At 68.1% G+C, this 20,268-nt stretch carries 14 protein-coding genes; 9 read left to right on the top strand and 5 right to left on the bottom strand.

All coding sequences use genetic code 11. The features are described 5' to 3' along the window. Positions 1-2: 2 nt before the first annotated feature. Positions 3-1,328, bottom strand: coding sequence for an FHA domain-containing protein (locus ON21_RS04630; protein ID WP_039795683.1), 1,326 nt, complete (start codon positions 1,326-1,328; stop codon positions 3-5). A 142-nt stretch (positions 1,329-1,470) separates the two neighbouring features. On the opposite strand from ON21_RS04630, the gene ON21_RS04625 reads away from it, so the two are divergent. The 6 genes from ON21_RS04625 (at position 1,471) to ON21_RS04600 (ending at position 7,897) form a co-directional block, all read left to right on the top strand. After that, positions 1,471-2,676 carry a DUF7373 family lipoprotein gene (locus ON21_RS04625; RefSeq protein ID WP_039795682.1) on the top strand — a complete coding sequence of 402 codons (1,206 nt, stop codon included), beginning with the start codon at positions 1,471-1,473 and terminating at the stop codon, positions 2,674-2,676. A gap of 111 nt (positions 2,677-2,787) precedes the next feature. Next, the gene (locus tag ON21_RS04620) at positions 2,788-3,984 is read left to right on the top strand and encodes a DUF7373 family lipoprotein (RefSeq protein ID WP_039796160.1); all 1,197 of its coding nucleotides are present in this window, start codon (positions 2,788-2,790) and stop codon (positions 3,982-3,984) included. Beyond that, the gene (locus tag ON21_RS04615) at positions 3,981-5,210 is read left to right on the top strand and encodes a DUF7373 family lipoprotein (RefSeq protein ID WP_039795680.1); all 1,230 of its coding nucleotides are present in this window, start codon (positions 3,981-3,983) and stop codon (positions 5,208-5,210) included. The genes ON21_RS04620 and ON21_RS04615 overlap by 4 nt, the downstream gene beginning before the upstream one ends. An 82-nt stretch (positions 5,211-5,292) precedes the next feature. Continuing rightward, positions 5,293-6,834: a serine/threonine-protein kinase gene (locus tag ON21_RS04610; RefSeq protein WP_039796159.1), complete on the top strand. Its 1,542-nt coding sequence runs from the start codon at positions 5,293-5,295 to the stop codon at positions 6,832-6,834. 406 nt (positions 6,835-7,240) lie between these two features. After that, positions 7,241-7,558: a WXG100 family type VII secretion target gene (locus ON21_RS04605; RefSeq protein ID WP_039795679.1), complete on the top strand. Its 318-nt coding sequence runs from the start codon at positions 7,241-7,243 to the stop codon at positions 7,556-7,558. Between the two features lie 36 nt (positions 7,559-7,594). Further along, complete coding sequence (locus tag ON21_RS04600; RefSeq protein ID WP_039795677.1) at positions 7,595-7,897, top strand: WXG100 family type VII secretion target; 303 nt, start codon at positions 7,595-7,597, stop codon at positions 7,895-7,897. Between the two features lie 100 nt (positions 7,898-7,997). Here the strand turns inward: ON21_RS04600 and ON21_RS04595 are convergent, their stop codons facing one another. Both ON21_RS04595 and ON21_RS04590 read right to left on the bottom strand, forming a co-directional pair. Further along, complete coding sequence (locus tag ON21_RS04595) at positions 7,998-9,281, bottom strand: type VII secretion-associated protein (protein ID WP_039795673.1); 1,284 nt, start codon at positions 9,279-9,281, stop codon at positions 7,998-8,000. Between the two features lie 151 nt (positions 9,282-9,432). Continuing rightward, entirely contained in the window at positions 9,433-13,464 is a 4,032-nt protein-coding gene (locus tag ON21_RS04590; protein WP_039795672.1) for a type VII secretion protein EccC, read from the bottom strand. Positions 13,465-13,634: 170 nt separating this feature from the next. Between ON21_RS04590 and eccD the strand changes: the two genes are divergently transcribed. From eccD to eccE, 3 genes are all read left to right on the top strand, one after another. Next, on the top strand, positions 13,635-15,101 hold the full coding sequence (gene eccD, locus ON21_RS04585) for a type VII secretion integral membrane protein EccD (RefSeq protein ID WP_039795670.1): 1,467 nt from the start codon (positions 13,635-13,637) through the stop codon (positions 15,099-15,101). An 11-nt stretch (positions 15,102-15,112) separates the two neighbouring features. Beyond that, entirely contained in the window at positions 15,113-16,582 is a 1,470-nt protein-coding gene (mycP, locus tag ON21_RS04580; protein ID WP_039795668.1) for a type VII secretion-associated serine protease mycosin, read from the top strand. A gap of 366 nt (positions 16,583-16,948) precedes the next feature. Next, positions 16,949-18,592, top strand: coding sequence for a type VII secretion protein EccE (eccE, locus tag ON21_RS04575; RefSeq protein WP_039795667.1), 1,644 nt, complete (start codon positions 16,949-16,951; stop codon positions 18,590-18,592). 115 nt (positions 18,593-18,707) lie between these two features. Here eccE and ON21_RS04570 read toward each other — a convergent pair whose 3' ends face one another. Next, on the bottom strand, positions 18,708-19,268 hold the full coding sequence (locus ON21_RS04570) for an NADPH-dependent FMN reductase (RefSeq protein WP_039795664.1): 561 nt from the start codon (positions 19,266-19,268) through the stop codon (positions 18,708-18,710). Between the two features lie 129 nt (positions 19,269-19,397). Further along, on the bottom strand, positions 19,398-20,207 hold the full coding sequence (locus ON21_RS04565; RefSeq protein ID WP_039795663.1) for an S-methyl-5'-thioadenosine phosphorylase: 810 nt from the start codon (positions 20,205-20,207) through the stop codon (positions 19,398-19,400). Positions 20,208-20,268 lie beyond the last annotated feature (61 nt).

Here is a 20,268-nt window from a genome sequence, read left to right as displayed (position 1 = left end):
GCTCAGCGGCCGAACGGCGGCGGCGCGGCCAGTTCGAAGCGCAGCACGCGGTTGCCGAGCATGATCTCGGTGCCCGGTACGAGCGCCATGGACTGGCGCGGCGCCAGGCGCACCCAGTCGCGGTAGCCCGGCAGGCGAGTGCGGGTTCCGTTGGTCGAACCGCAGTCCACCACCGTCACGTCCCAGTTCACCAAGCGGATCTCGGCGTGCGCCCTGGACATGCCACCGGAGGCGTCGTCGACCCGCAGCGGGACCAGTCCGCTCTCCGCGGCGGGCGAGCGCTCCGGATCGCGACCGATCACCGCGTCCGCGGCGAGCATGTAGGTCATGCCGTCGTCCAGGATCAGCATGCCCAGCGGCGGGCGGACCACTTCGATCAGCGCCTGGGTCTGGTCGACCGGCATACCGCAGACGGTGCAGAACGCCGCCCGCGGATCGCTGGGATGCGCTCGCGCGCATTTGAATCCCATCACCTTGACCGTCAGCGCGGTGGCCTTCGCGGTCGCCTCCAGCCGGCGCTGGAGCTCCGGGTCCGGCCGCGGCGCGGGATTGGTGCCGCCCAGCTGGGTCGGCGCGTGGTGCGGGTCGATCGGCGTCTGCTCCGTCTGGGCGTCGAGCATCGCGGTCGACGGCGCCGTCGGGTATCGCGGCGGTCGCGGCTGCGGCCGCTCCTGCGATTCGGCGGACGGCTCGTGGTCGACGCGCGCCGTCGGCAGCGGAGACGTCTCCGGGCGCCAGTGCGCGCCCGCGGAACCGGGCTCCCCGCCGTTCGTCGACGGACCGGTGCGGGAGCCCTCCGTCCAGACGATCGCGCCACCTGCCTGAGCGATGCCCTCGACCAGCCTGCCGATGCCGCGCTCCGGTGGCAGATCCGGGATACGGCCCTTCGCGTCGTCGACGAACAGCGCCGCCGCCCGCGCCGGAACCGCCGCGACCCGATCCACCGTGAAGGCCGCGTCGCTGCCGCGATATCGCTCCAGCACACCATCACCGGCCAGCACGGCGGTGATCGCCCCGTGCAGGAAGATCGCCACACCGCCGTGCTCGGCGGTGGACAGGATACCGAAGTCGATCGGCTCGCCCGGGCTGATCTGCTCGGCCTGCTTCATCAGCCAGCGCGTCGCCTGCCGCGCCACCAGGGCGCCCGGTCCGCCCGGCTCGCGATCGGTCGCGTCGCGCACCAGTTCGGCCAGCGATTCCAGCGCGACGACGGCGGGCGAGTCCTGAGTCGGCCGACCGGGTTTGCGGTGCGCGACGACCACGACCGCGCCCGCGACCCTGGCCACGGCGTGACTGCCGACGACGACCTCGACCTGCCGATCCTTCACCGGTATCGGCCTTCACCGGGGGTGCAGTGCAAGGTCGTCGCCACACCGACAAGGGTATTGCAATACGACGCGCATCGGTCCCCCTCCCCGGCCTCCGTCGGGTAACTTCAGTGTCAGCAACGGGAGGAACGAGGGGCCTGAGATGGTTCGGACGCAACGCATCGCGCTCACGGCGTCTTGCCTGGCACTGGCAGGGATGCTGGCCGGTTGCGCAGGCGTGCAGGGCACACCGACCGCGGGTGAGATCGATGTGCGCAAGCTGGAAGTCGGCACCTATCCCGTCGACAAGCACCAGTTCAACCAGGATTCGGCAGGCAAAGGCGCGCTGCTGGAGGGCATGCGGATGTCCGATGCCGTGGTCCCCACCGTGCGCATCGACTCCACACTGAAGTTCGGCCGCGGCAGCACCGTCGTCAAGGACGCCGAGCAGGCGCTCGACTTCGTGGCCAAGGTGTCCAGGCCGGTGCTCGACAATCGCAAGCTGGTCGTGGGATACGCCGCCAGCGGCGCCGACCGTCCCGATCCGGCCGGCCAGTCCAATCCGGCGCCGCAAGCCACCGCGGTCACGAACGCGGTGTTCCGCTTCCCCGACGAGGCCACCGCGAAGCTCGCGGCCCGTGAACTCGAGGACGTCGACATCGCCGTATCGCCGGACAACCGCAAGCTGTCGTCGACGAAGTATCCCGACTCCTACATCCACTGGCGGCCGGGCGTTGCCAACGTCGGCACCTTCATGGCGTACAAGGAATTCGTCATCTCCTTGTTCATCCAGCGTCCGACGGCGGAAGCCGACGACCTGGTCAAATGGGTCGACAAGACCTTGGCCGCCGAGGTCGCGCAGCTGGAGAAATTCGCCCCGACCCCGGTGAACAAGCTCGACACCCTGAAGGCCGATCCCGACGGCCTGCTCGCCCGCGTCGCGGTCGCCGACCGCAAGAACCGCGTGCCGGATCCGGCGACCTTCGCCGTCTACGGCGGCTATCACACGGTGCACCGCGCCGATGACGAGTCGGTACACCTGCGTCTGGTCGAGGAAGCGGGCGTGGACCACATCGGCCTGCTCGACGACAGTTACGTCGCCCGCACCCGCGACGCGGCCGCCGCCCAGAAACTGGTCACCGGCCTGTTGGAGAGCGAAGGCGCGCACTACGATCCGCTGGGCGCTCCCAAGGACATCCCCGGCGCCAAGTGCCTGCAACTCAACAGCAAGGGTGACCCGGACCGGGAGTACAAGTACCGGTGCTACGTCGCGTACAAGCGGTACGTCGGAGTCGTCACCAGTGATAAGGAACCGGACGTGCGGCAGAAGGTCGCCGCGGAGTACGCACTGTTGGCGAACAGTTTCTGAGATCGGCGGCGGTAGGCGCCCAGCGCTTTCGCGATCCTGGCCGCGGGTGGGCCGAAGTAGGATCCGGCGCAACTACCGCAGTCAGGGGAGGGAAGAGTGCAGCACGGCGCGATGCCGAGACCGATTCGATCCGCCGGTGCCCTGGTGCTGGCCTGTGCCGTCGCCTTGGGCGGCGGCGCGTGCGGCGACGAGGCCGGAACGGAGAAGGCCACGCGGCCCGTCGATCTGGCGCAGCTCGACGTGGGCAATTACGCGACGACGCCACGCGCGTACGGAACGGCGAAGAATCCCGAACAGGCGCGCATGATCGAGGCGGAGCGGCTGGCGAACTTCGTTCCCATGCCGTCGGACATCGATCCCGCGTTCGTCTCCGCGAATCCGTCGATCGCCAAGGTGTTCATCGAGCCGAAGGGTTCGCTGGGACGGATCATGGACGTCTCCCGATTCGCCGAGGCGGCACCGGATTTCGTCGCCGGGTTCCTCAGCAGCGCGGGCAGCGCGCCGGACAACCGCGGCACCGACCTGGTCAACGCCGTGCTGATCTTCCCGGACGAGCAGAAGGCCGCGGCGGCCGCGGCCGCGCTGGAACGCGTCGACTTCGAGGCCAACAACCGGAACACGCCGGTGCAGATCCCGAAGTACCCCGCCGCGCACGCGCACTGGCAGCCACAGGATCAGTCGATCGGATCGTGGTTCGCCACGGGGAAGTTCGTCGTCTACACCTGGGTCTACGACTACGTGAAGGTCTTCCTGGAGAAGGTGGACCTGCCCGAACTGCTCACCCTGGTCGAGAAGAGCCTCGACACCGTCGTCCCGGCGATCGGCCGCTTCACCCCCACCCCGGTCGACCAGCTGATGACGGTGCCGGTCGATATGGACGGCATGTTGAACCGGGCGCTGCCGCGGCCACGGGAAGACTCCTGGATCGATCCCCCTGGTGCGTACACCGGGCACGGCGCGCTGCACTTCACCACCGATTCGGCCGAGGATCGCAAGATCATCGAAGCGGCCGGAGTGGATCGGTACGCCACCGACGGCACCGATCTGTTCCGCACCCGCGACGCCGCCGCGGCGGCACAGCTGCGTGAGCAGCGCGGTGGGCTGACGAAGAAGTTCCGCGGAGCCGAGTCACCGAAGGGCCTGCCCGCCGCGCACTGCAAGGAGTACATCGGCACCAAGACGGTGGTCGTCCGGTTCTACTGCTCGGTGTCCTACGACCGCTACGCGGCGTTCGCGTGGTCGCATCAACTGCTCGACGCGCAACAACGCATCTCCGCCCAGTACGCATTGTTGGTGAACGCCGCATGACATTCTTCCGCACCGCCGCTGTCGTACTCGCGTGCACGGTGGCCGCCACGATCGTCACCGGCTGCGGTTCGACGCTCGGGGGAACCGCACGGCCGGGGGAGATCGACATTCGCGATCTCGACACCGGCAACTACCCCACCGAACCGCCGAACGCGCACGACGACGACTATCAACCGCTGTTCATCGACATGGGAAAGGTCGCCGCCATGCGGCTGGCCGATCACGTCGCGTCGGCCTACGACATCGACCCGAGAATGAAGTACAGCTGGACGCCGTCGAGCATCAGCAGAGGAACGCTGCCCGGCGAACTCGGACGCCAAGAGGATATGCGGCCGATCGCGGAACGGAACCGGATGATGTACGGGTTCCACACCAACGGCTCGGATCAGAATGTCAGCCTGATCGCGTCCGGGTGGCCGACCAAGCCCCGGCCCAATTCCACCACCGTCGGCACGATCGTCATGCAGTTCCCCGACCCGGAGCGCGCCCGTCAGGCCGCGACCGAGTTCTACGACGCCGATCTCGGCGCCTACCGCGACCAGAACGAGCCGGTCACGCTGCCGCGGCAGCCACAGGCGCGAGCGCACTGGCGTCCCGGCTCCCCCTTCCTGCGCGCGATGCTGGCGCACGGCTCCTATGTGGTGGCATTCCTCGTCTCGGCCAACGCTCCCGACCGCAACGCCCTTGTCGCTCTCGCGGAGAAGGCTTTCGACGTTCAGCTGCCACTGCTCGATCAGCTGTCTCCGCTGACCGAGGAAGAGATGCTGCGGTTGCCCTGGGATCCCGACCATCTGCTGAGCCGCACCTTGAATCCGGCCGGGGTCCAATCCCCCAGCTACGACGATTCGCACGCCTTGTTCGGTCTGCGCGGCATCATGCAATACGCCGAAGACCGCGAATACGCGAAACAGCGTTTCACGGCGATGGGCGCCGAGAAGTTCGCCGTCTCCGGCGACACAGTGGTGATCCGCACACCGAGCCGGGAAGCGGCGCGGAAGATCACCACGGAACGCATCACCCCCACGGTGGTCGCGGGCCCGGCCGATCCCCCGCCGCACCTGCCCGATTCGGCCTGCGTGGAGAACCGCGCCGGACTTTTCGACGACAGGCGGTTCACCTGCGTCGTCGCGTACAAGGAATACGTCGGATTCGTCGCGGCCAATCAACTGCTGGACGCTCAGCAGCGTGCCGCCGCGCAATATTCCGTCTTCGCGAACAGCCGATAATGCCGGACTTTCGTCGCGAAACCGGTCGAGTATGCTGCCCGGCGAACGTCGGCGGCCCGCGTGGAGTCAGGAGATCGTGCACATGGCGATTAGCCCCGGGACCATCGTCGGCGGGTACCGCATCATGCGAGTGCTCGGCGCGGGCGGTATGGGCACGGTGTATCTGGCCAAACATCCGAGCCTGCCCAGAACCGACGCGCTGAAGGTGCTCGGCGGCGAACTCAGCCGCGACTACGAGTTCCGTACCCGCTTCGAGCGCGAAGCCAATCTCGCCGCCGGACTCGATCATCCGAACATCGTCTCGGTCTACAACCGCGGCGAAGAACAAGGCCAATTGTGGATCGCGATGCAATACGTGGACGGCACCGATGCCGCCGCCGAGCTGGCGCGCGATCCGCATGCGATGAATCCGCTGCGCGCACTGCGCATCACGACCGAAGTCGGCAAAGGTCTCGATTACGCGCATCGTAAGGGCCTGCTGCACCGCGACGTGAAACCGGCGAACTTCCTGCTGTCCGCCCCTGCCGATGGCGAAGAAGAACGCGTACTGCTCACGGATTTCGGCGTGGCCAAAGCCAATGACGACACCACCGAACTCACGCAGACCGGCAGTTTCGTCGCGACCATCGCCTACGCTCCGCCCGAGCAGCTCACCGGCAGCCCGCTCGATCATCGCGCCGACGTCTACAGCCTGGCGTGCTCGTTCTTCAAGTTGCTCACCGCGCGAAACCCCTACCCGGGCACGCAACCCGCGCTGGTGATGATGGGGCATCTCCATGAGCCCCCGCCACTGGCGACCGCGGTCAACCCCGGCCTGCCGCCCGCCATCGACCACGTTTTCGCCCGAGCCATGGCGAAGAATCCGGCCGAAAGATTCAACAGCTGCCGGGAATTCACCGATGCGGCGGCAGGCGCTCTCGTTCCCGGCTACAACCCGGTCACCACCAACACTTCTCCCACCTATCCCATCCAGGTCTTCGATCCGCGGCCGGGGACCGATCCCCGCGTCGCCGTCTCCGGGCAAGGCGGCGCCGCGCGACCCGCGCCGAAGACGCGGAAGAACTGGCTGCTCGCGGCGGCCGCGGGGGTCGTGACCGTCGCACTCGCCGCGGGCATCGGCATCTGGGCGCTGAATCGCGAAGAGAACGCACCCGCACCGGCCGTCGCCGCACCGAGCAGCACGGCAGCCCTGTCGCCACTGGATCGGGCGCGGGCGGACAATCCGGTGTTCCGAGGCAAGACGATCACGATGGTCGACGTGCCGCGCGGTTCGCAGGTCTCGATCTTTCTGGGCGGCACCCCGCAGACCGAGTTCCTGGAAGATCTCGGGTTCGTCTACAACCTCAACTACCGGCGTACGGGCGACGAGGCATCGCCGCGCGAGCTGACCGGGTCCAACCGGCTGGATGTCGCGGCGGACGGCTACGTACTGGCCGTGCGCAGCGATGAAAAGGCAGGCGGCGGTGGCCTGCTCGGCCTTCCGTACCAGGTGGCGGGCACCCGCGCCACGGTGATTCCATTGGATGATCCCGCGGCCGTCGCCGCGGTCCGCGACTGGAGCGCGTCCTCCCAGCAGACTTTGCTCGACCGTCTGGTGCCGGTGCTGCGCAATCGCGTGAAGTGACCCGTCCGCGGAACGCAAGGCCTCCTGGACTTTTCGGTTTACGAGACCACCGGCTTTCGTCAATCTGCTGGTAGCGGCGGACTTAGGCGTTCGGTAAGGTGTACCGCAGCCAGCCCACTCGCCGATCATTTACAGCAGCGAGCAGGGGGAAGGAGGGGAGCCGAGCGCTGGCGTTACAAATCATGCAGACCCGGATCGCATCGTGGTCTTCCGAGCAGGCCCGTGCGCGGCCGCCGAAATCTACGGACGAGCCGGGCTGAGGGGCGCAGGGCCCTGATCCCGTGGGGCGATACCGAACTTTCTCGAGTCGGATGGAACCGATCAGACCCGCTCCGCGTCCAATCAAGATGTACAGGCCAACTGAGGCTTCCGCCGTTGGCCGAGACGGGAACCGAAAGGAGCCGAAATGGCAGGACAGCTCGAAGCGAGCGAAGAGGCGATCTCGAAGTTTGTAGACAACTGCCGGCAGCGGCACCAGGATCTGCAGACCGCGATCACCGCACTGAACAGCAAGTCGGATCAGACCACCGCCACCTGGAGCGGTGCGGCCCGTCAGGCGTTCGACACCTTCATGGACAGCTACTTCGCGCAGGCGCGGAAGCTGAACGACCAGCTGGATCAGACGTCGGACAAGCTCGCCCACGCCGGACGGAAGTTCGCCGATCAGGACCAGCAGTTCGCCCAGCAGGTGGCCGCGCAGGCCTCCAGCCTGGACCTTCCCTGATCCGATAGCCGAACCACAGACAACAAGGAGCTCCCCATGGTAGCGAACGATCCCGGTCGGATTGCTTCGAACTTCGGCGAGGTCGAGGCCGGCGCCCAGGCCATCGTGGCCGAGGCGCGCAGTGTCATGACCATGCTCGAAGATTTCCACAAGCAGGTCACCGACTTCGTGACCAACTACTGGAAGGGTGACGCGAACGACGCGTTCGCCTCGCTGCAGGCCCAGTGGAACACGCAGGTCACCCAGCTGAACACCACGCTGGAAAGCGCGGGCAAGCTGGTCAGCAGCGGCAACTCCGACCTGCAGGGTACCGACACCGCGCTGGCGGGCCTCTTCTGAGATCCCGTCTCGGCTGATTCGAGCCCCCGGTACTTCGGTGCCGGGGGCTCGAATCATGTTGAACCGCAGCGTGTCCGCTCATGCGGGTGTCGCTGCGCCGTCACGGGACGACGCGGACGGTATCTCCGAAATGCGAGCACGGGGCTTCCAATTGACCCCATTCGTCTCCCGCGTACTGGCAGCCGATGCTGACCTGAATTCCGAACTCCAGCAGGACATGCCAGCGGACGGTTGAGCCGTCTCCGGGATGTTCCAGATAGGCCAGACCGGAACGGCCGCCGAACATGACGTCCTGCTGCAAGTCGGTCAGTACGCCCGGTGGGCGCTGCGCTATCTGTGCTTCCAGCTTCGCCGCGACCTGTGCGTAACTGGACGACGCCGTCAGCGGTGCCTGCATCACCGTGATCCGCTGCCGAGCAGCGGCCTCGGGCACCAGATCGACACGAGCACGTCCCGTATCGGGCGACTGGGCAAGGCGCCAGCCGGGAGGAACTCGAAACCGGATTCGGCCGAAAGCCTCCGGCGCCGCTTCGGCCGGTGGGGCGCCCGGCGACGGCGCGGCGGTCGGCGACGGCGCCTCCGCGCCGGGCGCCGCTACCGTCTCCTCGCCTCGGTGACCGGACAGGACCACCGCGCCGGCGATCGTCAGCGCGACGACCACCACGGCCGCGAGCGCGGCGATCGCGATACGCGCACTGCCATAGCGGGGCTGCCGTGCCGCGGCACGCTCGCGCAGCGGTCGCATCCACTCGGTGGGTGCGGTGGGCACTTCGCGTCGATCACCCGGCTCGGCCCCACGCCCTCGGACGAGATCGGGACCGGCGACGGGACGCAGCTCGACATCGGCCCCTATGGACTGCTGGACGGCCCGACGGAGCAAGTCCAGCTTCCCAGGGGCGCTGATACCTACCACTTGCACGAGGTCGATCGGGCCGCTGTCGAGCAATCGAGTGATCAGGCCGCACAGAGCGACGAATCCCGTTCCGTCGGTGTCTATTTCGGCCAACGCGAGCGTCGGCTCGTGCTCACAGGATTCGATGTGCACGCCGCGATGGCTTCGGATGACCGCCGACGCCGTGGTGGCCAGTGCGCCGAACTCCAGTACCAGCGTTCGCCGGCTGTGGCTGGTGCCCTCGTCCGACGCGACCGAACGAACCGCGATGTCCTCGAACACGACATCCGAGGCGACGCGGCGCGCCGCCTGATCGAGCACGCCGCGACGGCTCGCGCCCCATTCGGTCGGACAGACCAGGGTTATCCGGGCACACGGAGTCGCGACACGAAGATGTTCGAGCACACTCGCGAAAACGGCGCTCATCGCGTCCACCACCGAGGGCGTGCGGGGCGGCAGGGCGATGGCGTCGGCGGGTACGAACTGGACCACCGAACCGACCTGGGTGGGGGAGCCAGCGACTGCCCCACCACGAGGTCGAAGCCATTGCTGCCCAGAACCACCGAAGGCGGCGCGTCCCAATGTGTCTCGGCGCCACGCGCCCAGATGCGTGCCTCGGTGACGACGAGCTCGACCTCGGACATCAGGGCGACGGCATCCACGCCGTCTGAACCAAGCCCTCGACATTGCGAGTGACATAGGTGCCCCGGCCCGGCGGCATCGGACTCGGCCGCTTGGTGCCCATCAGGACGCCCTCGTCCTTGCTGCAGCTCAGGATCAGGCCCGCCGAGCCCAGATCGCGCATCCTGGCCAAGGTCGCCTCGAACATCGCCCTGCTCGCACCACCCGAACGCCGGGCGATGATCACGTGGAAGCCGAGGTCTCGGGCGTGCGGCAGATGCTCGAGCAGCGCCTGGACCGGGTTGCCCGCGGAGGTGGCGACGAGATCGTAATCGTCGATGATGACGTACAGTTCCGGCCCGCTCCACCACGAGCGATCCCGCAACTGCTGTGGGGTGACGTCCGAGCCCGGGGTGCGCTTGCCGACGTAAGCGGCCAAGTCGTTCATGTTCTGGGTGAACTGCGGCGCCGTGGAGCCATAGCCCGCGAGGTACCCCTCCGGGACCAGGCCGAGCATGCTGCGCCGGTAGTCGCCGATGATGAAGCGGGCCTGATCGGGGGTGTTGGACGCGGCGATGCCCTCGATCAGCGACCGCAGCAGCGTGGTCTTTCCCGATTCGGTGTCGCCGATGATGATGAAGTGCGGGCTCTCCACGAAGTCGATGTAGACCGGAGCCAATTCGGACTCGTTGATGCCGAACGGGATGCGCAGGCACTTCGCATTCGGGTCGACCTGCGACGGCCAATCGCCCGCCAGATACAGCAGCTGCTCGCGCGGAAGTTGTTCGGGCAGCATGCGAACCTGCGGCGCATGACGGCCCGGCGTCAGTCTGGCGATGGTGGCGACCGCGTCCGCCACGGCCTGGGTGAGGTCGGTCGGGTCGGAGTTGCCGTCGATGCGGGGCAGGCCGGTCAGCATGTGCAGGCACTCCGGGGTCATACCGCGGCCCGGCCGCCCCTGCGGAACCAGCGAGGCGAACTTGCGGCCGAGATCGGAGTCCATCGGATCACCGAGGCGCAATTCGATCCTGGTGCCGATCTGGTCCTTGAGCGCCGGCCGCGCCTCCGCCCAGCGGTTCAGCGCGATGACCACGTGCACGCCGTAGGACAGACCCTGCACGGCGAGGTTCATGATGGTCTGCTCGAGCATCTCGAAGTCCTGGCGGATCGAGCTGAAACCGTCGATCACCAGGAAGACGTCACCGAACGGGTCCTCGTGCGCGCCCGCCGCGCCCGGGCTACTGGCCGGGTCCATCGCGCGCAGTCTGCGGAAGTCGGTCATCGATTCGATGCCGAGCTGGCGGAAGCGCGCCTCGCGCTGCCGCACGATGGTGGTCATCTCCGCGATGGTTCGCCGGACCTGGTCCTCGTCCAACCGGCTCGCCACCGAGCCGACGTGCGGCAGCCCCTGCAGGCTCGCCAGGGTGCCGCCACCGAAGTCGAGGCAGTAGAACTGCACCTGTTCGGCGGTGTGCGTCAACGACATCGCCATGATGAGCGTGCGCAGCGCCGTCGACTTGCCGGACTGCGGGCCACCGACGATGGCGACATTGCCGCGGGCGCCGGACAGGTCGATGACCATCGGGTCGCGACGCTGGTCGTACGGGCGGTCGACGATGCCGATCGGGGCACGCAGCGTGGACACCGAGGAGTACTCGCCGGTGAGGATGGAGCGCGGGACCAGCTGGTCGAGCGTCGGCGCCTCGTCCAGCGGGGGCAACCAGATCTCGTGTGCCGGGCGGCCGTGGCCGCGGATCCGGGAGACCAGCATGTTCAGGTTGGACAGCTGCTCGCCGTCCTCGTCCTGTTCCGGTTCCAGGCTCGGTTCGGGCGGCAGCGGGACGCGGTCCGCGGCCCGGAAGTCGACATGGGTCGCGGTGAACGGCCGTGCCTTGACGTCGATCTCCCCGGACTGCGTGGCCACGGTCATGTCGCGCTGGGAGCCACCGCCGACATACGCACCGGAGACGTAGGAAGCCTGGAAGCGCTGGATCTCTCCGGAGTCGGCCTTCAGGTAGCCGCCACCGGGGTTGTTCGGCAGGTTGTAGGCGTCCGGCACACCGAGCACCTGGCGAGACTCGTTGGCGGAGAACGTCTTCAGGCCGATCCGGTAGGACAGGTGCGATTCCAGGCCCTTGAGCTTGCCTTCCTCCAGGCGCTGCGAGGCGAGCAGCAGATGCACGTGCAGCGAGCGGCCGAGGCGGCCGATCATGACGAACAGCTCCGCGAAATCCGGGTGCTGGGTGAGCAGTTCGGAGAACTCGTCGAGCACCACGAACAGGGCGGGCAGCGGATCGAGGTCGGCGCCCGCGGCTCTGGCCTTTTCGTACTCCAAGACGTTGGCGAAGTTGCCCGCCGCCCGCAGCACTTCCTGGCGGCGGTTCATCTCACCGGCCAGGGCGTCCTTCATGCGGTCGACGAGATCGGCCTCTTCCTCCAGGTTGGTGATGACGGCGGCGACGTGCGGAACCCCTTCCAGGCCGAGAAACGTCGCGCCGCCCTTGAAGTCGACCAGCACCAGGTTCAGCTGGTCGGGCGAGTGTGTGGCCAGCAGGCTGAGCACGAGGGTGCGCAGGAACTCCGACTTACCGGAGCCGGTGGCGCCGATGCACAGACCGTGCGGCCCCATGCCGTTCTCGGCGGCCTCCTTGATATCCAGCTCCACCGGAAGGCCGTCGGCGCCGACACCGAACGGGACGCGCAGGCGTTCCCGTCCGTAGCGCGGCCGCCACGCGTGCTCCGGGTTGAACGAGCCGATGTCGCCGAGGCCCATCAGCTGAGCCCAGCTCGAGATCACCTCGGCGTCGTCGGTCTCCACATCGCTGCTGCGCTGCGTGGCGGCGCGGTAGGGGGCGAGCCTGCGCGCCACCTGTTGTGCCTGCTCGGGGCTGATCCGGTCGATCAGCGCGAACCGCTCTTGATTACCGGTGGCGCCCCGACCGACGCACTCGCCGTTCTCGACGATCATCTTGATGCCGCGCGACACCGCGAGGCGCGGTGCGTAGCCGCACAGATCGATGATGGTGACGCCCTCGTAGCCGGACTCGCGCAGCTGATCGTCCTCGGCCTCGAGCAGACCGCCGTCGACCACGATGACGATGTGCACCATGTTCGCGTTGGCCGGCTGGTTGCGCGAGTACCGGACCCGGTTGCCGAGCAAGGGATGTAACCCCGCCATGGCCTCCCGGATCGAGCCGTAGAACATGCGCTGGGTGCCGATGCCGTCCTGCGCGTCGGGGTGCTGGGTGTGCGGGAGCCACTTGGTCCACTCCCACTCCGGCGCGGTGTCCGGTCCGCAGACGACCGCGACCAGCACTTGGTCCGGCGCCTGGAACATGCACAGCTGCACCAGCATCGCGCGGGTCATGTCGCGCGCCTGGCCGCGGTCGCCGTCCAGCGCGATGGTGGCGAAGCCCTTGACCGCGATGGCGGTCGGCAGATCGGGCACGGTCGAATGGGCGCGCACGAAGCGGCGCAGCGAGACCGCGGCGATCGGTTCGAGTTCCTCGACCGGACCGGTCTCGGGGGCGACCAGCCTGGTGGCCAGGCGCTGGCCACCGAGACCGATGCGAGCGTGGCAGAAGTCCTTGTCCCCCGCGCGGCGTTCCCACATGCGGCTGGTGCCCGCGAGCATCCAGACCAGCTCCGGCTCCGGATGGCTCCACTCGACGGAAGCGCGCTGCTGCGCGGCGGTTTCGTTGACGTCCTTGCGCACCTGGTCGAGGTAACGGAGGTAATCCTTGCGGTCCTCGTTGGCCTCGGCGGCCTTCTGTCCCTTGCCCCCGCCCTGACCGGCGAACATGCCGACCATCGAGAACAGCATCATGAGGGGGAACATCATGCTCATCGGGTTGGAGGCGATGCCGCCACCCTGGGTGAACATCAGGGCCATCATGCCGACCATGCCGATCACCATCACGACGGGCATGAGCTTGAGGACGAGGTTTCCCGGTGTGACCCGGGGGATTTCGGGCGGGGGTTGCAGCGTGACCTCGCCGCCGGGGGTTCGAGGCATCTCGCGGCGCGCACGGCGCTGGAAGCGGACAGTGCTCATCGACGAGATTCCCCCTTCGGCCAGCTGCGATTCGGCCTCAGTGTAGAGGTCACAGCGGACATGTCGTACAGTTCGACCAGCATTCTGCTGCCCGGACCGAGGGTTCGCAAGCTCGCCCCCGGCCCGCCGTGCCGTGGAATCACGAGGTAGAAGACCGAGTTGGGGGAAGCTTGACGCACGCGCGACTTGACCACATCGACGAAGAATCCTCGCGCGGCATCGTCCGCGCCCCCGACCTCGCGCGGGTGACGATTCTGGCCAAGCACACTCAGGTCGACATGGCCATCCCGGTCGACGTGCCGGTCGCGCTGGTGATTCCGAGCGTGGTCGACATGGTCGCCCAGCACAGCCGCAGCAACGACTTCGACAACGAGGGCGAACGTTACGAGCCCGCGGAATGGGTGCTCGCCCGGATCGGCCATCCGCCGTTCTCCAATTCGCTCAGCCTCGGCGAGCACGGCGTCCGCGACGGCGAACTGCTGATGCTGGAAAGCGCCTCGCACACCGCGCCGACGCCGCTGTTCGACGACATCATGTACAACGTCGCGATCGCCGACGCCGACCATTACCGCAGCTGGACCCCGCGGGTCGCGCGGATCACCGGCTCGGTGCTCGCGGCGCTCACCATGATCGTCGGCTGTCTCGGGCTGCTGCTGTCCCCCGGCTCGCTGCCGATCGGGGTCGGCGGTTCGATCGCGCTGGTGGTCGCGATCCTGCTCGTCGTCACCGCGATGGTGCTGAGCAGGATGTACGGCGACAACGGCACCGCGCTGGTGCTCGGCGGCTGCGCGCTGCCCGCGGCCTTCAGCGCCGGAATGCTCTACGTGCCGGACGATTACGGCTGGGCGCATATCCTGCTCGGATCGGTCCTGGCCGGGGCGACCGCGATCCTGGCATGGCGGGTCACCGGCGTCGGGCTCGCGTTGTTCATCGGCGGGGCCGCGCTCGCCGCCTACGCGGTGCCGGCGGCGCTGGTCGGCCTGCTCACCGACCAGCCGGAACGGGCGATCGGCGCGGGCGCGGCGGCGCTCGGCCTCGGCGGCCTGTCCCTGGCGCCGCGGGTATCCATGCTGCTGGCGAAACTGCCGCTGCCGCCGGTGCCTTCGCCCGGCACCCCCATCGATCCGACCGAGGACGACCCGGACGATCACCGCGCGCTGCCGACCATGGAGGTGCTGCGGGTGAAGTCGGAACGCGCCCGCATGTACCTCGCAGGCCTGGTCGCGGCGACCACGCTGGTCACCGTCATCGGCGCGCTCGGCGCCACCGACCCGGCCTCCGACGACCCGTACTGGCCGGGCATCGCACTCGCCCTGGTCTGCGCGGTGGTGCTGATGTTCCGCAGCCGTACCTACGCGGGCGCGGAACAGGCCGTCGTTCTCATCGCCGGTGGCGCGGCCATCGTGCTGATCATGCTGGTCGGCGCGGGTTTCGCGATGCACCAGCCGCTGGCCGTGTTCGGCGCGGCGATGGTGGTCCTGGTCGCGGCGCTGATCCTCGGCATCATCATCCCGAACCAGTCGGCCACCCCGCCGATGCGCCGCGGCGTCGAACTGCTCGAGTACACGTTCGTCGCCGCGGTGTTGCCGCTGGTCTTCTGGGTGGCGGACCTCTACACCCTCGTCCGCGGGCTGTGAGTTTCGGAGCGATGAGTTCGCACCAGCGGATCGGCAGTTGTTTCCGAGCGGTTCGGTTGGGCACGGCAGCCTGCGTGTTGGCGGTCAGCGTCTCCGTCGGATTGGGCGCGACCGCCGGAATCCCGAATGCTCGGGCGGAGAAGCCCACCGTGAGCCCGAACACGCCACCACCAGCGGGGGACCCGGCCGCTCCGCCGGACAAGACCGAGCGGGCATCCAATACTCCGTGCGTCAGTACCGGTTCGGGAGGCGACGGGCCGTCGACCCCGGACGCACAACGCTCCCTCGACCTGCAGCACGCCTGGCGATTCTCCAAGGGCGCAGGCCAACTCGTGGCCGTCATCGACACCGGCGTCGCGCGTCATCCGCGCCTGCCAGGGTTGATCGCGGGGGGCGACTATGTGAGCAATAGTGACGGAACCGAGGACTGCGATGCGCATGGGACGTTGGTCGCGGGGCTGATCGCGGCGACAGAGGTCAGCGGTCAGGGCTTCTCCGGGGTCGCCCCCGAGGCGCGAATCCTCACTATCCGCCAGACCAGCAAGCTGTATCAGAAGGAGGGAGCGAATCGGGACAAAGGGCCCGATGCGCTACCTCAGGGATACGGCACCACTCGCACCATGGCGTCGGCGATCCGCCGCGCGGCGGACATGGGGGCTACCGTCATCAATATTTCCGAAGTGGCGTGCAAGCCGACTTCTGAGCCTTTCGAAGATACCGAGCTCGGTGCCGCGGTCCGGTATGCCGCGATCGAGAAGGACGTGGTCGTGGTGGTCGCAGCCGGCAACCTCGATGAGAGTACGGACTGCAAGGGCACCAATCCGGTGATCGACCCGCTCGACCCAGCGGCCGACCCGTGGAGCAAAGTGAACCTGAACGTATCACCGGCCCGCTATGACGATTACGTGCTCTCTGTCGGTTCCATCAACGGAAACGGCCAGCCGTCTGCGTTCACCGTGCCCGGGCCATGGCTCGGCGTGGCGGCTCCCGGCGAGAACATCACTTCCCTCGATCCACTCTTCAACGACCCGAACAGCAAAGGAACCGTGGTCCAACTCGGCAGCGTCCAACAATCGGGAAAGCTCGGGCCGATTCAGGGCACCAGTTTTGCCACTCCGTTGGTTTCCGGCGTGGCCGCCCTGGTGCGAGCCCGTTTCCCGGAGCTGAGTGCACTGGAGGTCATCAAGCGCATCGAGACCACCGCCCATGCCCCGGCGGAGGGGTGGAACCCTTATATCGGTTACGGCTCCGTCGATCCGATCGCCGCCCTGACCGCCGAAGTGCCGAAAACACTGCCGCCCAAGCGACCCTCGGCAGCCTCGAGGGTGCAACTGCAGGTTCCGTCGCCGGCCCCACCGCCCGACCATCGCGCACGAAACGTAGCGCTGATCGGCAGCGGCAGCGTCGCGGTGCTACTGGTGCTCGGCATGCTCGCCTCGTTCCCGATCCGCCGCCGATTCGGTGTCCGCGAGGACGAATGACCAGCCGTTCGGAATCACCATCGTCGAGGTAGAACACGCTGTCCTCGCGCTGGCTGTCCGGCTCGATTCCCACAATGCGACGCCGCAACCGGCCAGTGCGACACACCCTGAAATCGGGCAGCGTATGCGCGGACCGGGAAACCTATGGGATCGTGCAGCATTCGCACCTCCGGCGCACCAAGGCGTGCTCCATCCGCCGGACCGGAAAGCGGTGACCCGCCGGCCTGCCGGCGAATGGTGGATTTCGAATGCACTATTCCTCCCCCGAACAGTGCTCGCGTTCGCCGAACACAGTACAGTTCCCGGGTACTGTTGTTCAGCTCGGCCGCCGCGAACCGGCCGATATCGGGTACTTGGGGGAAGACGATGGCGGAACCGGCCGGTGCGGGACCACGCCCGCTTTTCGGGCGCGTCTCGATGCAGAACCTGCTGATCGCCCAGATCATCGGGCTGATCGCCGGAGTCGTAGCGCTGTTCGCCGGCCTGCCCGGGCTTCCCGCACTCGCCGTCGCGGTGGTCGTCGCGCTGATTCCGTTGATTCCCGTTGCCGGACGTACCTTGCTGGACTGGGTCGCCACTTGGTGGCGCTATCTCACCCATCGTGACTACGAACTCGGCGACACCGTCGACTTCCGTGGCACCGACGGTCGCTCCCTCGGTTTGTACTGGGATGGCAGTCGCGTGGTGACGGTGGTCGAGGTGCTGCCCCCACCCGGCGGGCTGACCAGGATCGCCCGCACCACGGTGCACGCCTCGCACCTGCTTCCGCTGGCGGAGCTGGCGAAATGCCTGAACCAGCACGACATCCTGCTCAGCGGCATCGACATCATCAGCCACGGGCACCGCAGCCGTTCCGGCACGCCCGCGGGCAAGATCTACGAATCGCTGCTCGGCCCGCTGCCCGCCACCGCGCACCGCACGGTGTGGTTGGCGATCAGCTTCGACGCGGTGGCCTGCCCGGAGGCCGCGGACCGGCGCGGCGGCGGAGCGGAAGGAGCCTCGCGCGCGGTCACCATCGCCACCCAGCGCATCATGCGCACGCTGGAGGACGCCGATTGCAACGCCCGCATCCTCACCGCGCCGGAGATCCGCAAGGCGGTCCTGCAGATCACCGGCGGCTACGATCCGCGCACGCTCGAACACGGTTGGCGCTACGCGGAAATCGGCAACAGCGTGAACATCGGCTGCGCCCTCGACCCCAAGCGGCTCGAATCCGACCTGCTCGCGCAGCTCTGGGTGGCGCCGTCGCGCGGAACGACGGTGGCGGTGCGGCTGCGCCCCGGCAGTTCCGCCGCCTCGGTGAGCATCGGCGCCGCTTGGCGGCTGACCGCACGGGAGCTGCCGGAACGCACCGAGCTGCCGGGCATGATCTCGATGAACGGACGTCACCGCGACGGGCTGCTGGCTCATCTGCCGCTCGCGGTTCCCGGCGTGGACGACACCGTCCCGATGATCGAGCACCTCATCGACATCGTCGATGATCTGCACCTGCCGTCCTCCGGCTGTGGCCAGCTGATCGGCTCCGACGACGAAGGAAACGGCGTGGCGGTCCGTATCGTCGGCGCGGGCATCTCCACGGTGTACGTCGCGGGCGAGCTGTACCTGGCGCAGCAGCTGGTTTTCCGGGCGCTCGCGGTCGGCGAACGGATTCTCATCCGCACCGACCGGGCACGGGCCTGGGAGAACTTGGTCACCACCATCGGCAATCCGGAGCGGTTGACCATCGCGATCGAAACCCACCAGTCCGACGCGGGATTCACCGCCACGGTGGTGGACGGTGTGCTCGCGCCCGCCCCGCACGCGGGCGTCACCACCATCTACGTCACGGGCGATCCGATGGGCTGGCCCGCCAGCCGCCCCGATCTGGCCATCCACCAGCCCGCCGCGATCGGCAATCACGTGGTGCTGCGCACCGGAACGGCGCAGGTCGACCTGACGCTGGTGTCGATTCCCAGCGAGGCCACCTACATCGGCCAGCCGCGCGGCCGTCGCGCGATGCAGCCGCAGTAGCACGAGCGATCGGCGACGTCGGCTCGACGGCTTCCGAGGACGGCCGCTTCCGAATGGCTCAGTCGTCTTCGCGCCGTCCGTGCGGCCACCTTCATCGGCAGGCGGCAGTAACGCGCTAACCGGGATACGGGTCGGCCACCCTCGCGGCTCGCAAAGTGCGTGCCCACCAAGCCAATTGACGCAGCATCCGTTCCGCCGCGTCGATGGCGGCGCCGTCGCGGGTCTCGCCCGAATCGTCGAACCGTTTCTTGGCCTGGTGGAAACTGACCGTCTCGCGGACCGACACCATATGGATCTCGGCGACCACCTGCCGCAACTGCTCCACCGCACGCAAGCCGCCGGAAAGGCCGCCGTAGGAGACGAAAGCGATGGGCTTCGCGCGCCACTCGCGCTTCGCGGTGTCGAACGCCGTTTTCAGCGACGCCGGATAGCCGTGGTTGTACTCCGAGGTGACGACAACGAACGCGTCGGCGTCCCGCAGTCGCGCGCGATAGGCCGCGGTCTCCTCGTTCTCGGTGAGCTCGACCGGCAACGGTGTGTGCGCGAGATCGATGACCCCCGTGTCGAATTCGGGACGGTCGCGCACGGTACGCAGGAACCAGTCCGCGACCACCGGCGCGAACCGCTCCGGACGCACACTGGCCACGATGACCTCGAGCCGCAACGGGGTATCCACCGCGCGAGCCTAACTCGGGACCTACCCGCCACCGCGCACCGGCGCGCTCCGGAGCATCCGGGAACCCCAGCGTCGACTTCCCGCCGTTGACGAATGCCCGACTCATGAAGCACCGGACCCGCGTCGGCCTCAGGGCAGCTCGAACGGCAGCGATACCTCCGCGTGGACCCGGCACTTGTCGCAGGTCTCGGTGCTGTCCACCGCGGCCACCGCGCGGCGGATGAGCTCCTTGAAGGGCACGAGGTTCCGCTTGAACTCGGCGAAGACGTCGACGGCGCGCACGCCCTCGCCCTCCTCCAGACCTGCGTCCAGATCGGTGACGAGCGCGACGGCGGCGTAGCACATCTCGAGTTCGCGGGCGAGCACCGCCTCCGGATGGCCGGTCATGTTCACCAGCTCCCAGCCCTGCGCGGCGAACCACCGGCTCTCGGCGCGGGTGGAGAAGCGCGGTCCCTCGACCACGACCATCGTGGCCGCGTGCATCATGTGCAGCTCGTCGGACTCGGCCTTGATGGCGGCGGCGCGCAGTTCCTCGCAGTACGGGTCGGCGAAGGACACGTGGATGCCGCCGCCGTCGAAGTAGGTCTGCGGACGGCCGGAGGTCCGGTCGACCAGCTGATCCGGCACCGCGACCGTGCCCGGGCCCCAGTCCGCCCGCAGACTGCCGACCGCACAAGGCGCGAAGATCCGGCGCACGCCCAGTGCGCGCAGGGCCCACAGGTTGGCCCGGTAGGGCAGGGTATGCGGGGCGAATTCGTGGTTCTTGCCGTGACGCGGCAGGAACGCCACCGGCCGCCCCTCCACCTCTCCGACGGCGATGCCCGCGCTCGGGGCGCCGTAGGGGGTGTCGACCTCGACGATGGTCGCCTCGTTGTCGAAGAAATCGTAGAAGCCGCTGCCGCCGATGACGGCGAGCGCGGGACGGGGGTGCGAACTCATACCTCAATTGTCTCGTCCCACGGCCGCCGTCGCGCGCCCGGATCCGCGTTACCCTGCTTCC

This window comes from Nocardia araoensis NBRC 100135, assembly GCF_000308435.1.
GTDB classification, from domain to species: domain Bacteria; phylum Actinomycetota; class Actinomycetes; order Mycobacteriales; family Mycobacteriaceae; genus Nocardia; species Nocardia araoensis.
Note: the sequence above shows the minus strand (reverse complement) of the source record. Positions and strands in the feature narration are given on the sequence as shown.